The organism is Leucobacter faecis (genome assembly GCF_054456635.2).
On the sequence record NZ_JBTJEP020000027.1, the window covers coordinates 21,437 to 35,722 of the forward strand.

Below are 14,286 nucleotides of genomic sequence, written 5' to 3' on the forward strand. Positions count from 1 at the left end.
CCAACGGACGCATGAATCCAATCGACAGGACGCCCGCTAGACGGCACACGGTCAAGACCACCCTCCTGTTCACGGCGCTGACACTCGCGGTCGCCGCTGCGGTGCTCATATCGGCTGGCACCGGGCAGCTTGAAATACCGCCCCAAGAGGTGCTCGGTTCGCTGCTGCACCGCATTGGCATCGACTGGCTCCCCATGCCCACGCACCCGGCTGGCGACGCGACACTCTGGACCATCAGGTTTCCGCGCATCGCGATGGCCGTGCTCGTGGGCGCGGGTCTCGCTGTGTCGGGTCTCATCATGCAGGCGATCTTCGGTAACCCGCTCGCCGAGCCCGGCGTGATCGGTATCTCGTCTGGCGCTGCCGTGGGCGCTGGCCTGTCAATCGTGTTTGGGCTCACTATTTTTGGCCCGTGGACCACGGCGGTGCTCGCCTTTGCTTCGGGGCTTGTGGCGACGCTCATCGTGTATGCGATGAGCCGCGCCGACGGCAAAACTGAGGTTGTCACGCTCGTGCTCACCGGTATCGCGGTGAACGCGATCGGTGGCGCGGCGATCGCGCTGCTCACTTTTCTTGGCGATACGCAGTCGCGCGAGCAGATTGTCTTCTGGCAGCTCGGCAGTCTGCAGGGCACCGGCTGGTCGCAGGTGCTCGTCACCGCGCCCGTCATCGTGCTCGGTCTCGTCGCGGCGTACGCGGCCGCGCACCGGCTTGACCTGCTCGCGCTCGGTGAGCGCAACGCCCGCCATCTCGGCGTGAACGTTGAGGCTCTGCGCATCGTGATGATCGTGATCGTCGCGCTACTCGTGGGCGCCTCGGTTGCTTTCGCGGGCATCATCTCGTTCGTGGGCCTCGTGATTCCGCACCTCATGCGCATGATTTTGGGACCTGCACACCTGCCATTGGTCACAGGATCGGCGCTCGGCGGCGCACTGCTACTCACCCTCGCAGATCTCGGCGCGCGCACCCTCGTACCCATGGCCGAGATGCCAATCGGCATGCTCACGGCACTCGTCGGTGGCCCGTTCTTCTTCTGGCTACTACGCAGAACCCGCAAACGGAGTGGAGGCTGGGGATGATCGCCCGTCACATCACGCTGCCCGAGCGCGCGAGCGCTGGCGCACTCGTCTGCGCGGCTCAGGGCGTCAGCCTATCGCGCGGCGGGCGCGCGCTGCTCGACAATGTCTCGCTCGAGCTGCGCGCGGGCGAGGTGCTCGCTCTGCTCGGCCCCAACGGCGCCGGTAAGTCCACGCTGTTGAGCGTGCTCTCTGGCGATGTCACGCCGGATCAGGGCGCCGTGCAGTTTGGCGATCGCGGCATTCACGACTGGTCCCTCGTCGAGCTGTCGCGCCGCCGCAGCGTGCTACTGCAAGACAACCAGCTGCTGTTTCCGTTCACGGTGCACCAGGTAGTTGAGATGGGGCGGGCGCCCTGGCGGCGTACTGAACGCGAAGACGAAGACAACGAGGCGATCAGCGAAGCCATCGATTCGGCCGACATCGCCCACCTCGGTAACCGGAGAGTGCCGTCGCTGTCTGGCGGTGAGCGCGCCCGCGTCGCCTTTGCGCGCGTAACCGCCGGCCGCACGGGCGTGCTGATGCTCGACGAGCCCACCGCCGCGCTCGACATTGGACACCAAGAGTCGGTGCTGGGGCTCGCGCGCGACCGCGCCCTCGCGGGCGACGCCGTGCTTGTCGTGCTGCACGACCTGAACCTCGCGGCGGCCTACGCCGACCGCATCGCGCTGCTGCGCGACGGCGAGATCATCGCCTGTGATGCCCCCGAGCGGGTGCTCACCAGCGAGATCGTCAGCCACGTCTACCGCACGCCCGTTGAGGTGATCAAGCACCCGGTGACGGGACAGGGCATCGTGATGCCCAAGCGGCACTAGCGCGACTCAGTATCGAAACGACGAGTCGGCCCGATAAATACGTTTTTATCGGGCCGACTCGTCGTTTCAATGCCGTCTCGTGGCAGTTACGGGGCGATCCGGTTAGTTCTTGCCCTTGCGCTTGCCGCCGAGCAGCATGCCGCCGGTCACACCGATCACGAGCAGCGCGACCGCGCCAATGCCGATCGGCAGCCACGGAATCTCGGCGCCCGCCGTCGTGTCGGTCTCGGAGTCAAGCGGCATCAGACCGTCGTCGGGCTCCTGCTGCACCGGCTGATCAGTTGCGGTGAGCGCGCCGAGCTCGCACCCTGCGACCGTTGCTTTGAGCATCACCGGGTCGAGTTCTTCGCCCGCCACGTAGCTGCCGTAGGCGCCGTTGAGCGCGGCCGCTCCCTCGGCGGTGAGCCGCGGCACAACGCCGTCGATTTCAAGGTCTTGCCCGCCCGCTGTCACCGCGCCCTCAAGGTCGAGCTTCGCCGCGCGCACGGGAGTCTGCGCGACGCTCTCGCCCCCACTCGTCGTGTCAGACGAACCGATCGTGAGTACCAGGTAGGCGGTCTCGTCTGATTCAAACTCGACCTTTGGGTCTGCCAGGTCGAGGGTCATTGCGCCATCATGGCCGGTGAAGTGCACCGCACCGGTGAAACCGATCTCGCCCGCGTCGAGTTCGGGCGCGAGACTACCCTGCGCCTTATCCCAGATAAAGCTCGGGGTCTCGTAGCGCATATCGTCGCTCACGGTCCACTCGCCGTTAGCGATGCTGCCGCTAATGTACGACCGAAAGCTCTCTTTCACTCCCCAGGTGAACGACGCCTCGGTGACGTTGCAAGTGGCAACGTCGTTCGTCTGCAAGGGCGTCGCCGGAGCAGGCTGCACCGGCGCGGCATAGGCCGGGCCTACAAGCGCCACTGCGGCGAGCGCGCCGGCGCCGAGGCCTGTCATGAGTCGTGCGGCGGGGGTCAGACGGGGGCGGGGAGTGCTTGGCACGCGAGGTTCTCCTTGTAGAGCGTTGGGGTTCTTGTCAATGCTATGGGGTACTGCTGGGTGTGGCACGGCTGCCCGGTGCGCCACCGCTACTGCCCGCCGCGGCGCTGCAGCGCCACCAGGCCGCCCATCGCCGCGGCGATGATGAGGAGTGCGCCGGCGCCCACCCACCACAGCCACTCGGGGCCTGAACCTGCCGGGCCGATCCCCGCGGAGCTTACGGCGTCTGACTGCACACCCTGGGCCAGCTTCGCCTGAGCTGCCGCCTGCTGTTTCTTCTTCTCGGCTTTCACCTCGTCGGCGTCGAGCACTGTGAACACGGCTCCCGCGTCTGTGCTGCCCTGCACTGTGATCGTGTACTCCCCCGGTTTAAGGTCTTCGGGTAGGTTGCCGAGCCAGTTCACGGTGCCGGCGTCGTTTGCGCCTGCCGCCTCGTCGAGCACGGTAACGCCCGGGTACAGTGCCACGATCATCTCGCGCTCCCCCGGCTCGAATCCGTCTGCGGCGAACTCGAGCTCGGCCCCCGCGGTAATTTTGGCCGCGGGCGTGATGATCCGGATCCCTGCCGTGGTGGGTGCAGCCGCAGCGACGGTGCGCTTCTTGGAGGCATTGCTCACGGAGGTTGAACCGTAGCTAGCGCCGCTCGCGGCGCCGACGGTGAAGGTCAGCCCGTCAGCGGGCAGACTGTAGCTGTTGCCGCCGTCGGCGCCGCCGCTAAAGCCACCGCTCACGGGCACACCGCTCCAGGTGACTTCGCCGCCCGCGCCCACCGATTTAGACGCGGCACCGAGGTCGAGGGTGGCCCACTGGGCTCCGCCAGAATAGAGCACCGCGCTCGTGGGGCCGGTGACCCGAATCATGGGGTTTGTGACGCCCTCGCGCAGCAGCCCGTGGTGTCCGGTGTAGGTGACTGACCCCGTGTACTGCACTGACCCGGTGTGCGTGGCCGCGTCCCAGCTGCCGCCCGTGGCCTGCGGAAACAGGTAGGCGCCGCCCGAGGAACCGACACCGCTCGTGGTCACCTCTCCCTTTGCGATCGGGCCGGTGACGTAGTTCGCGAAGGCGGTCGAAACGCCCCATACGAGGGAGCCCGCGGCCTGAGAACCGTTGCTGGCTGGCGGTGCAACGTCGGGGGTTCTCTTGTTTACCGTGATCTTCACGGCGCTCGAGACGGAGTGGCCGTAGTCGGCGCTGTCGGGGGTAAAGGTTGCGATGACCGAGTGGGCGCCGTCTGCAAGCTTGACAGTAGTGGTCGCCTGACCGTTAGGGGTCTGTACCGCGCCTCCCAGCCGCTTACCCCCCGACACGAACTCGACCGTGCCCTTGAGGTTCGGTTTGACCGCCGCGGTGAGAGTGACGGCAGCGCCCGAGTTGACGGAGGTTGCTGAGGCGCGCAGTGTCGTCGCTGTGGGAGTTTTGCCCGTCACCGCTTCGCTCATGGGCAGCGAGAACGAGACCGGGTCAAGTGCCTCACCCGCGCCGTAAAACTCGCCGAGCGCGCTCGAGCCCGCCTTGGTGAGGGTCGCGGGTACGTTTGTCCAGCTCAGGGTCTTACCCGTCGCTGCGGGGGCGGGCAGGTCGAGCGTTGCGACGGTTACCTGTTTCAGGTCGATCTCATCGCCCACGCTCGTCATCCCTGCGAACTCGCGCCCCGACACGTCCATGCGCAGCTCGCCCACCGTCGCCGACTTGACGACGACGCGGGGGTTCGTGAATGCGAGGTCGAGGGCGTAGGCCGTCTTTCCTTCAACATTCATTTCGTGGCCGCGCAGGTATGCGCCGTTGCCTTCGCCGTATGAAACGTTTGCCTTGCTACCGTCTGAGGTCGCAGTACCGGTGCCGCCCGTCCACGTGAACACGCCGTTTTTGCTCGCCTGGGTTGTGCTGCCCAGCGTCGAGATTGAACCGTGCGCAATGGTTCCCGTGATGTACCTGCGAAATGACTCTTTAATGCCCCAGCTCAGAGTTGCCTTGGAGACCGGGCCGGTGACTGGCCCTGCGGGCTTTTCGGTCACCCGCACCTGCGTCGTTTTCGTCGAGGTGGCGGGGGTGTACGCCTGCGCGTTCGCGGGCATAAACTCTGCCGAGATCTCGTGCGTACCCGCCGCAAGCTGCGCTGTCGCAAGCGTGGCAGTGCCGCCGCTCACTTGCGCATTGCCCAGCGTTGTCGCGCCGGTGAAGAATTGCACGCGCCCCGCTGCGTCCTCGGGTGTCACCGTGGCGGTGAATGTCACCTTCGCGCCCACTTCAATGCTGGGACTCGACGCGGTGAGGTCAAGCGAGGTCGCTACGGGGCTCGGGCCCGGTGTTGCGGTGTCTTCGCGGCCCGTGGTTGAAAAAGTGAGCGGGTCGAGAGACTCACCCGCTTGGTAGAAGCCACCGAACGCGTCGCTACCGGCCTGGGTGAGCGTTGCCTGCGCGCTCGACCAGGTCAGCCGGTCACCGTCGACGTGTGGCTGCGGCAAGTCGAGCGTCGCAAACACGACGTCGGTGAAAGTGAAGGGAGAGCCCACCTCGGTCGGGCTGACATAGTCTCGCCCACTGACGTCGAGCCGCAGCTCACCCGTGGTGGGCGAGGTGACGACCACGCGCGGCGCCGTGAATGCGAGATCGAGCGCGTATTCGGTGCTGCCGTTCACCTGCATGGGGTGCGACTGAAAGTGCACGCCCGAACCCTCACGAAAGGCAATGTCTGCTAGGTCGCCGGCGCCTGCGGCGGTGCCGGTACCGGCCGACCAGACGAACTCACCCTTCGCCGTCGGCTGCGCGACCGCCCCGCCGAGCAGCTCACTGCGCCCCTCGAATGCCGCAAAGTTGTAGATGTAGTTGCGGAAGGAGCTCTTCACGCCCCACGTCAGCGACCCCGCCGCAACCTGCACCTCAGACTGAGCTGCGCTGGGCTCTGTTGCACGGGCCTGCGCCGCGCTTTGCGCCGTCTCCTGTGCAGGCGCAGCTGGGCCTGCCTGGTCACGCTCCTCTTGCGCCGCGTGTTCACCAGCGCCCGCTAGATCTTCGAAAGTCTCAGGCGCGGGCGCCTCGGGCGCGGGCGATTCAGTGGCCTGCGCTTCGGGGGGTGCCTGGGTGTGCTCAGTGGGAGTCTCGGGTGCTGTGCTGGGCACGGCCTGATCCGGAGCGAGCGAAGCATCGACCTGAGGCTGCGCGGTCTCGGCCGCCTGCACCGTGCCTGGTGCGTCGCCCACTGCGTGGGCGGCGGGGGCCGCCAGCAGCGCCCCGCTCGCGATGAGAGCAGCGATGAGCGCAGACTTGAGGGCGGCAGATCCGAGCCGGGCCAGGCGTGATCGTGCAGACATGCGGGACTCCCCTAGAAAGTGTGTGGGTACAGCGGTGAAACGGTGCGTGCGCGAGCCTGAGCTGGCTCGCGCACGCACCTCATTCGCGTGTTGCTGCGTCGCGAGTTACTTTGCGGCGTCGGGCTTCGGTGCGCGGTAGAGGAAGGCGGCCATCGCCTCGCGTGTCACGTCTGCCTTGGGTAGGTAATTCGGCTTCTTCGTGCCGTTCGCGTTACCCGTCGAGATGTTCATCTGGCTCATCCAGAGGATCTCCTTGTAGAACTTGTCGCCCTTCTTCATGTCTGCGAAGGGAGACGCGGTGAGCGGCTTGGGCTTCGTCGTCTCATCGGCGCGGTACAAGAAGGCGGCCATCGCCTCACGGCTGATCTCGCTCTTGGGATCGAACTTGTAGGTGTTATTCGCCTGCTTCGTGCCTGTTGAAATGCCAGACGCGGCCATCCAAGCAATCTCCTTGAAGAACTTGTCGCCCTTCTTCACGTCGGTGAAGTTCACTGAGCTTGGTTCCTTGTAATTCGCAGGAGCGTACTGACGGAAGAGGAAGGCGGCCATCGCTTCACGCGTCACGGACTCCTTGGGGAGGTACTTCACAGAGTTGTCTGGCTGCTTCGTGCCGGTCGAGATACCCTCGGTGAACATCCAGGCGATCTCTTTGTAGAACTTGTCACCCTTCTTCATGTCAGTGAAGGGGATGGTGACCTCGGGCTTCGTCTCGTCCTTCTTGAAGACTGCGTCCCACTGTGCGTCGGTGATCTCTAGGTCGGTCTGGGCCAGGAAGCGATCGTCATTCAGATTGCCGTGCGCGCGCCACGAAACGACCGCGTACTTCTCGTTACGATCGAGTTTCTTAGCCTCAGCCGAAATCGTGCGCGTCACCGCGCCATTGGCGATGAACGTCTTGTACGCGAAGTCTACGGCTGCGGCAGCGTCTGCGCCCTCACTCAGAGCCGCTACGTTATCACGCTCGATAAGCGCAAGGTACACCCCGGCATCAGCCTTGCCTGTGTCGGTGACATCTGCTGCTTCGCGCAGTGTGATGCCCTCAACCGTGGCTTCAAACTTGATACCGGCCTCGGTAGCGCTGGTGACGGCTGCAGTTACTGCCGGGTCTACCGCCGGCTCCGGATCAGGAGTTTCGTCGGTTGACGCGAAGGTGACGGGCGTGAAGGTCTCAAACGGCGCGTATGTAGCACCGCCACCGGGATAGGTAACGATGCCGTACTGTCCACCCTCGAGCGCTTCGGTAGCGTTGGCCTCAACTGTAAGAGTGGTTTCGAAGGTGCCATCTGCCGCGAGCTCGATCGCTCCGGGCTGTGTCGAGATGATAGGCAATTCTGAGGCGTGCACGCCCCACTTCACATCGAGGTTCTTACGAGCGTTTGCAGGCGCGCTCTCGCTCGGCTTCCAGGTGTTCAGGTACGAACCAAAAGCGATGTACGCGCCGGTGAACTTACCCTGCAGCGGCTGACGCTTACCCGTGGTCTCGGGGTCCTTGGGCAAGAAACCTGCGCCCTTCACCGTTACCTCGTGCGCAACCGTCGGGTCGAGGTCAGTGACACTCGAAGTCACTGTGACAGTCGGCTGTGCTTCGGTGACCGGCCCGAACACCTGCTCCCACTGCGCAGCGGTGACCGTCAGCGGTGCAACATTAAAGATCGTTTCGCTCGATGGAAGCGTGTGTCCCTGCCACGAAATCAACTCATACGACTTGGTGCGGTCGAGATCTGCAGCTTTCGCGTTGAACGTTGCCGTGCCAGCCCCATCGGGCAAGCGAGATTTGGTCACCCAGTCAACTGCGATGCCCATGTTGGACTGGCTGAGCTCAGACGATGTGCCTTCTTCGATGAGCGCGACGTACGCACCGTTGGCGCCCGTAATGCCCGTAAGCGCGCCCGAAATTGTGAGGCCAGTGCTCGTGGCCTCGGTAACACTAGCCGTAAGCGTCGTGGCCGCTGCTTCTGCTGAAGCACCTTCAACTACGGCCCCAAAAGCACCCACCGGCGCTGCCATCGCCGCGGTTGGCGCGAGCGCCAACCCGCTGGCCACTACCAGCGCAGCTGTCGCCGTCGCGAGCACGGAGGTAAACCGGTTCCTCACGCTCTTTTGTGTACTCATTCCGAGCGCACTCCTTTGTATTCTTGAGCGACTTATCAACACTTGCCACTCATCCGACTTAACTTAGGTTGCCCTTACTGAGGCAGGCCGTTGTATAGTCTGACGAATATCATCTGATGATGCAAGTCGTAGGCAAACATTGGCTTCGCACGCAGCCTCACCTCACTGGTTTCCACTACAAATCGCACAATTCGTAGTACAGACACGACAAGCGCGCTTAACACTCAGGCCGCGAGCATCGCGGTCAAGCCTGTGTGTTCGCGTGGCATGCGCGCGTACACTGGGCGCAGACCGTCGCACAGGAGGAACCCCATGACGCAGCACCCCGATACCAATCACCCCTACCCCTTCCAGCTGTCAGACGACGAGTGGCGAGCACGCCTCAGCCCGGCCGAATACCAGGTTTTACGCCAGGCCGGCACCGAACGCCCCGGCACCGGCGAGCTGCTCGACGAAGAACGCGCGGGTCTCTACACCTGCCGCGCGTGCGGTAACGAGCTCTTTCTCGCCGGCACCAAGTTCGACGCCGGATGCGGCTGGCCCAGCTTCTACGAGAGCGTGCGCGAGGGCGCAGTGCAGTACCTCGAAGACACCTCAATGGGCACGGTGCGCACCGAAGTGCGCTGCGCCAACTGTGGCTCACACCTCGGCCACGTGTTTCCCGACGGCTTCGGCACGCCCACCGGCGACCGCTACTGCATGAACTCGGTCGCGCTCGGTTTCACGCCTGAGGTGGACGCGTGACGACCGCCCTTGAGGCGCTGCAGCGACGCAGATCTCGCTCCAAGCTCACTGATCCGGCGCCCTCGCCCGAAGAGCTCGCGAGCCTCGTCGCAGCTATGACGAGCGTCGCTGATCATTCGGGTCTGCGACCCTGGCGCCTTATTGAGCTGCGTGGCGACGCGCGCAGCGTCTTGGGCGAGGCGCTCGCAGAGGCCGCGGGCAAGCCAGACAAGCGCGACAAGCTCATCGCGAAGGCGCAGCGCGCCCCGCTCGTGCTCGCGCTTGTCGTAAGCCCGCGCAAGAGCGACAAGGTGCCGCTCTGGGAACAGGAGGCAGTCGCCTCGGGCGTCGCGCACTTACTCTCGCTGCTGCTCGACGAGGCGGGCTGGGGCGTTATCTGGCGCACCGGGCCGTACACCCGCGACCCAGCTGTGCACGCGGCGCACCTGCTGGGCGAGGCCGAGTATCTGCTCGGCTGGCTGTACATTGGCACAGCTCCGGATCAGGGCAAGCCCTCCAAGCCGCGCAAACCCCTCGACATGGGCCAGCACCTCTCGGCACTCTAGGCCTGCCCCGCAGTCCCCAGGCTGCTCGTTCCCGTCATTCTGCGCGAACCGCCCGCTCCCGTCATTCTGCGCAAGCTTGCGAGTCGCAGAATCCACAACGCGTTGACCAGCAGAGTGGATCCTGCGACTCCTTCGTCGCGCAGGATGACGCGGGAGGTGCTGCGCAGGATGACGCGGGGAGATACGCGCTTGTGAGCGCGCGGCTCCGGCGAAAAACGCTTCGCCTTTTTCTTGGAGCCGCCTATCGGACTCGAACCGATCACCTGCAGTTTACAAGGCTGCTGCTCTACCAGATGAGCTAAGGCGGCATGTGGGCGGTCACTGCGTGACCGCCCTTAGAGATTCTACTCTGAGTCAGTCGATTTCTTCGAATCGGCCTTGTTCGTGTCGGCCTTCTTCGCGTCATCCTTCTGCTCGAACTCGCCCTTAACCTTCAGCAGGTACGACTCCAGGTCACCGTCGCGGGCCTGGTTCCACTGCTTACCGTTGACGATCACGGTGGGCGTCGACACGAGGCGCTGCGGGCCCTCGGGCTGCGGCGTCACACCGTCAGAGCTGAGCATGAACTCGCCCTTCGCAAGCCCCAGCACGCCGGTCTCGCTCACCTGCTTCCAGTTACCGTCGATGAAGCTCGCGAATTCCTTGTTCTTGACGCACTGCTTCAGCTCAGTGGTCAGCTCGGCGCCAGCCTCCTTAGCCTGGTCAAGCAGCTGATCATCGGTGAGACCCGTCGTGCCTTCGGCCGGCTGCACCTCTGCGCTCAGCAGTCGGTTGTGCAGCTTGAACGCCACATCGGGCTGCTGGTCGACCACGCAGCTAAAGGCGTTGGCGGCGCGCGTCGAGTACTTCGTACCCAGCGACTGCCCATCGAGGAAGTTGATCGGGTACACCTGCAGGTTCACGTCGCCGGTGCCGACGTAGTTCTCGAGCATCGTGCCGTACTGCTGCTCGAAGTTGCCGCACGCGGGGCACATGTAGTCAACGTACGCGGTGACGTCGAGGGGCAGCTTCTTACGGTCCACCTCGGGGGCTTCACGCTGAGCGTCTGCGGGCAGCGCCGGCCCTTCAACGACCTTAAGGTCCTTCGTGAACACCGCACCGCCCGACGCCATGTTCGCCGGGCCGGGGCCCGCGGGCTTCATGCTCGTCATGACCACGAGGGCCACGACCGCGAGCACCGCGAGCACGCCAAGCACAATACCGCCCTGCAAGAAGAGCCGGTTGCGCTTCTGACGCTTCTTCTCTTGTTCGCGTGCCTGGCGAGCCTGCTCGCGTGCCTGTTCGCGCCGCTCGTTCTTCGTCAGGCGCGTATTAGATTCGTTTGCCATAAAATTCTCCAGTTCAGCCCGCTCGCGCGGAAACTGCGGTTAAGCCGATGCCTACTACTTCTTCTTGTTAGCGCGGCGTTCTGCGCGGTTCTGCGGCTCGGCCGCATCATCGCCAGCAACCTGCTGTCCAAAGGCGCCTCGCTGTGCGGGAGCGGCCTTCTTCTTCCCGGCCTCAGCACCGCTCTCAGCGGGTGCACCGTCTTCATCGGGGGCCGTGTAACTGAGCTTGGACTTATCAGGCGCAGACTGATCTTCGAGTCCGCCACCCTCCAAGTGCACGTGATCCTGGGGACCTTCTGCGGGGCGTACCTTCACCTCAAGGTTGTAGAGCATGCCCATCGACTCTTCCTTGATCTGACCCATCATGCCCTCGAACATGTTGAAGCCTTCACGTTGGTATTCGACGAGGGGGTCACGCTGCGCCATCGCGCGCAGTCCGATGCCCTCCTTGAGGTATTCCATCTCGTAGAGGTGATCGCGCCAGCGGCGGTCGATCGTGGCGAGTACCACGCGACGTTCAAGCTCACGCATCGCTTCGGTACCCAGCGCCTCTTCGCGGTTCGCGTATGCGACCTCGGCGTCAGACATGATCTCGGTGCGCAAGAATGCCTTGTCGACGCGGCTCGTGCCAGCCTCGGCCATCAGCTCATCGACGGTGATGCCGACGGGGTACACCTGCTTCAGGTCGGCCCAGAGAGCGTCAAAGTCCCAGTCTTCACCAGCACCGTGCGAGTCGAGGATCGCGTCGATCGTTGCCTCACGGAACGACGAGATGCGGCTCTCGATCTCTTCGCCGTCAAGGATCTGCTGGCGCGATCCATAGATCGACTTGCGCTGGCGGTCGAGCACATCGTCATACTTGAGCACGTTCTTGCGGATCTCGGCGTTGCGCGCCTCTACCTGGCTCTGCGCGCTCTGAATCGCGCGCGTCACCACCTTTGACTCGATCGCGAGGTCGTCGGGGAAGCTATCGCGGTTCATGAGGGCCGCCGCCGCACCCGAGTTGAACAGGCGCATCAGGTCATCTGCGAGTGACAGGTAGAAGCGGCTCTCGCCGGGGTCACCCTGACGGCCCGAACGACCTCGCAGCTGGTTATCAATACGGCGCGACTCGTGACGCTCGGTGCCGAGCACGTAAAGCCCGCCAGCCGCGGCCACCTTCTCGGCTTCCACCGAGACGGTCTCCTTCACCGCTTCAAAGACACCATCCCAGGCCTCTTCGTAGGCTTCGGCGTCTTCCTCGGGCGACAGCCCGCGAGCGGCCATCTCTTGCACGGCCAAGAACTCGGCGTTGCCGCCGAGCATAATGTCTGTACCACGGCCTGCCATGTTCGTTGCGACGGTGACGCCGCCCAGTCGGCCTGCCTGCGCGATGATCGCAGCTTCACGTGCGTGGTTCTTCGCGTTCAATACCTCGTGTCGCACGCCCGCCTTCGCGAGCAGACGCGACAGGTACTCGCTCTTCTCGACGCTGGTGGTACCGACGAGCACGGGCTGGCCCTTTTCGTGGCGCTCGGCGATATCGTCGACGGCCGCTTGAAACTTTGCCTGCTCGTTCTTGAACACGAAGTCGGACTGGTCCTTGCGCAGCAGTGGCTTGTTCGTCGGAATCGGCACGACGCCCAGCTTGTACGTCGACATGAACTCGCTCGCCTCGGTCTCGGCGGTTCCCGTCATGCCCGACAGCTTTTCGTAGAGGCGGAAGTAGTTCTGCAGAGTCACGGTGGCGAGCATCTGGTTCTCTGCCTTAACCTGCACGCCCTCCTTCGCCTCAATAGCCTGGTGCATGCCCTCGTTGTAGCGGCGGCCCGCGAGAATACGGCCCGTGTGCTCATCAACGATCATGACCTCGCCGTTGAGCACGACGTAGTCCTTGTCGCGCGTGAACAGCGCGTTCGCCTTAATCGAGTTGTTCAAGAACGAGATCAGCGGCGTGTTCACCGACTCGTACAGGTTCGTAATGCCGAGGTAATCTTCGACCTTCTCGATGCCGGGCTCAAGCACACCGATCGTGCGCTTCTTCTCGTCAACCTCGAAATCCTCGCCGGCCTTCAGCTTCTTCGCGATGCGCGCAAACTCACCAAACCAGCGGTTCGCGTCACCCGATGCCGGGCCCGAGATGATGAGCGGGGTACGCGCCTCATCGATCAGAATCGAGTCGACCTCATCGATGATGGCGAAGAAGTGGCCGCGCTGCACACGTTCTTCTGCCGTCGACGCCATGTTGTCGCGTAGGTAGTCGAACCCAAATTCGTTGTTGGTGCCGTAGGTGATGTCGGCCTCGTACTGCTGGCGACGTACAGTGGGATCCTGCCCCGACACGATGCACCCGGTGGTCATGCCGAGCGCACGGAAGATGCGGCCCATCAGTTCGCTCTGGTAGTTCGCCAGGTAGTCGTTGACCGTAATGACGTGCACGCCCTTGCCGGCGAGCGCGTTCAGGTATGCGGGCATAGTTGCTACGAGCGTCTTACCCTCACCGGTCTTCATCTCAGAGATGTTGCCCATGTGCAGGTTCGCGCCACCCATCACCTGCACCGGGAACGGGTGCAGGCCGATCGTGCGCCGCGCTGCTTCGCGTACCGCGGCAAACGCCTCGGGCAGCAGGTCGTCTAGGGTCTCGCCCGCCGCGAGGCGTGCCCGAAATTCGGTGGTCTCTTCGCGCAGCTCTTCGTCGCTCAAATCAGCGAACGAAGATTCAAGCTCATTGACGAGCTTCGCCTGACGCTCAAGCTTTCGAAGCGTGCGGCCTTCGCCGACGCGAAGCAGCTTCTCGAGAACTGTTGCCACGTTGTCACTCCTGTAGGTTGTGCCCGGGATTCGAGCCGCATCGCTAGGTCACGTTCGTTGCCGAATCGTGACAACACCTCAGCTTAGCAATGCCTGGCCGCAGTACAGCTGGATACGCCCCAATCTGCAGAAGTTGCGCCAAGAGTGAAATTGGGTGCGCTCGCTCGTAGCCTGCGCGTGCTCGTTGCTTTATGCACATCGCTCCGGATCCGGGCATAGAAAACGGGGGCGATCCGAAGACCGGCCCCGCCCCGGGGTGGCACACGCGTCACAACCCGGGCACGTTCACATCTCTTGACTCGTGCCACTTTTAGATTTTCGTACTCATTTGATAAAAAATCGTTGATTTGATGCGGTGCTGGTACGTGTTCGACCACACTAAAACGAGGGGCTTGCTCAGCCACTGACTCGCGAACCAGGCCACACACAGGCGCCAAGACATCGTGCGGCCAAAAGTGGGTGTTATCAGGGCCGATAACACCCACTTTTGGCCGCACGCCCCCTTTGCCAGGCTGCAACACACCTATTCGCCGGAGGCATCGATCTTTGGTGCAGCGGATGTGGGGCCGGATCTAGGCGGA

9 protein-coding genes and 1 tRNA gene are annotated in these 14,286 nt (G+C 63.8%); 4 read left to right on the forward strand and 6 right to left on the reverse strand.

Features of this window, described 5'->3' with window-relative positions:
* Window positions 1–11: 11 nt before the first annotated feature.
* A complete protein-coding gene (locus ACXR2T_RS15035; RefSeq protein WP_458812203.1) occupies window positions 12–1,079 on the forward strand; it encodes a FecCD family ABC transporter permease in 1,068 nt (355 codons plus the stop codon).
* Window positions 1,076–1,891 carry a heme ABC transporter ATP-binding protein gene (locus tag ACXR2T_RS15040; protein WP_458811923.1) on the forward strand — a complete coding sequence of 272 codons (816 nt, stop codon included), beginning with the start codon at window positions 1,076–1,078 and terminating at the stop codon, window positions 1,889–1,891. Before ACXR2T_RS15035 ends, ACXR2T_RS15040 begins: the two co-directional genes overlap by 4 nt.
* Before the next feature lie 102 nt (window positions 1,892–1,993).
* Here the strand turns inward: ACXR2T_RS15040 and ACXR2T_RS15045 are convergent, their stop codons facing one another.
* The 3 genes from ACXR2T_RS15045 to ACXR2T_RS15055 form a co-directional block, all read right to left on the reverse strand.
* Window positions 1,994–2,878 carry an HtaA domain-containing protein gene (locus ACXR2T_RS15045; RefSeq protein WP_458838404.1) on the reverse strand — a complete coding sequence of 295 codons (885 nt, stop codon included), beginning with the start codon at window positions 2,876–2,878 and terminating at the stop codon, window positions 1,994–1,996.
* Between the two features lie 86 nt (window positions 2,879–2,964).
* The gene (locus ACXR2T_RS15050; protein ID WP_458838403.1) at window positions 2,965–6,186 is read right to left on the reverse strand and encodes an HtaA domain-containing protein; all 3,222 of its coding nucleotides are present in this window, start codon (window positions 6,184–6,186) and stop codon (window positions 2,965–2,967) included.
* Between the two features lie 105 nt (window positions 6,187–6,291).
* Window positions 6,292–8,298 carry an S-layer homology domain-containing protein gene (locus ACXR2T_RS15055; protein ID WP_458838402.1) on the reverse strand — a complete coding sequence of 669 codons (2,007 nt, stop codon included), beginning with the start codon at window positions 8,296–8,298 and terminating at the stop codon, window positions 6,292–6,294.
* Between the two features lie 312 nt (window positions 8,299–8,610).
* On the opposite strand from ACXR2T_RS15055, the gene msrB reads away from it, so the two are divergent.
* Both msrB and ACXR2T_RS15065 read left to right on the forward strand, forming a co-directional pair.
* The gene (gene msrB, locus ACXR2T_RS15060) at window positions 8,611–9,042 is read left to right on the forward strand and encodes a peptide-methionine (R)-S-oxide reductase MsrB (protein WP_458838401.1); all 432 of its coding nucleotides are present in this window, start codon (window positions 8,611–8,613) and stop codon (window positions 9,040–9,042) included.
* Window positions 9,039–9,587, forward strand: a complete 549-nt coding sequence (locus ACXR2T_RS15065; RefSeq protein WP_458811938.1) for a nitroreductase family protein — start codon at window positions 9,039–9,041, stop codon at window positions 9,585–9,587. The genes msrB and ACXR2T_RS15065 overlap by 4 nt, the downstream gene beginning before the upstream one ends.
* Window positions 9,588–9,819: 232 nt before the next feature.
* On the opposite strand, the gene ACXR2T_RS15070 is transcribed toward ACXR2T_RS15065, so the two are convergent.
* The 3 genes from ACXR2T_RS15070 to secA form a co-directional block, all read right to left on the reverse strand.
* Window positions 9,820–9,895 (reverse strand) — tRNA-Thr (locus tag ACXR2T_RS15070).
* 36 nt (window positions 9,896–9,931) lie between these two features.
* On the reverse strand, window positions 9,932–10,915 hold the full coding sequence (locus ACXR2T_RS15075; RefSeq protein ID WP_458838400.1) for a DsbA family protein: 984 nt from the start codon (window positions 10,913–10,915) through the stop codon (window positions 9,932–9,934).
* 54 nt (window positions 10,916–10,969) lie between these two features.
* Window positions 10,970–13,705 carry a preprotein translocase subunit SecA gene (gene secA / locus ACXR2T_RS15080; protein ID WP_458811943.1) on the reverse strand — a complete coding sequence of 912 codons (2,736 nt, stop codon included), beginning with the start codon at window positions 13,703–13,705 and terminating at the stop codon, window positions 10,970–10,972.
* Between the last annotated feature and the right edge of the window lie 581 nt (window positions 13,706–14,286).

Bases quoted from the DNA above. Each gene is read 5' to 3' on its own strand.
- ACXR2T_RS15035 (WP_458812203.1), top strand. From the start codon at position 12: ATGAATCCAATCGACAGGACGCCCGCTAGACGGCACACGGTCAAGACC.
- ACXR2T_RS15040 (WP_458811923.1), top strand. From the start codon at position 1,076: ATGATCGCCCGTCACATCACGCTGCCCGAGCGCGCGAGCGCTGGCGCA.
- ACXR2T_RS15050 (WP_458838403.1), bottom strand. From the start codon at position 6,186: ATGTCTGCACGATCACGCCTGGCCCGGCTCGGATCTGCCGCCCTCAAG.
- ACXR2T_RS15055 (WP_458838402.1), bottom strand. From the start codon at position 8,298: ATGAGTACACAAAAGAGCGTGAGGAACCGGTTTACCTCCGTGCTCGCG.
- msrB (WP_458838401.1), top strand. From the start codon at position 8,611: ATGACGCAGCACCCCGATACCAATCACCCCTACCCCTTCCAGCTGTCA.
- ACXR2T_RS15075 (WP_458838400.1), bottom strand. From the start codon at position 10,915: ATGGCAAACGAATCTAATACGCGCCTGACGAAGAACGAGCGGCGCGAA.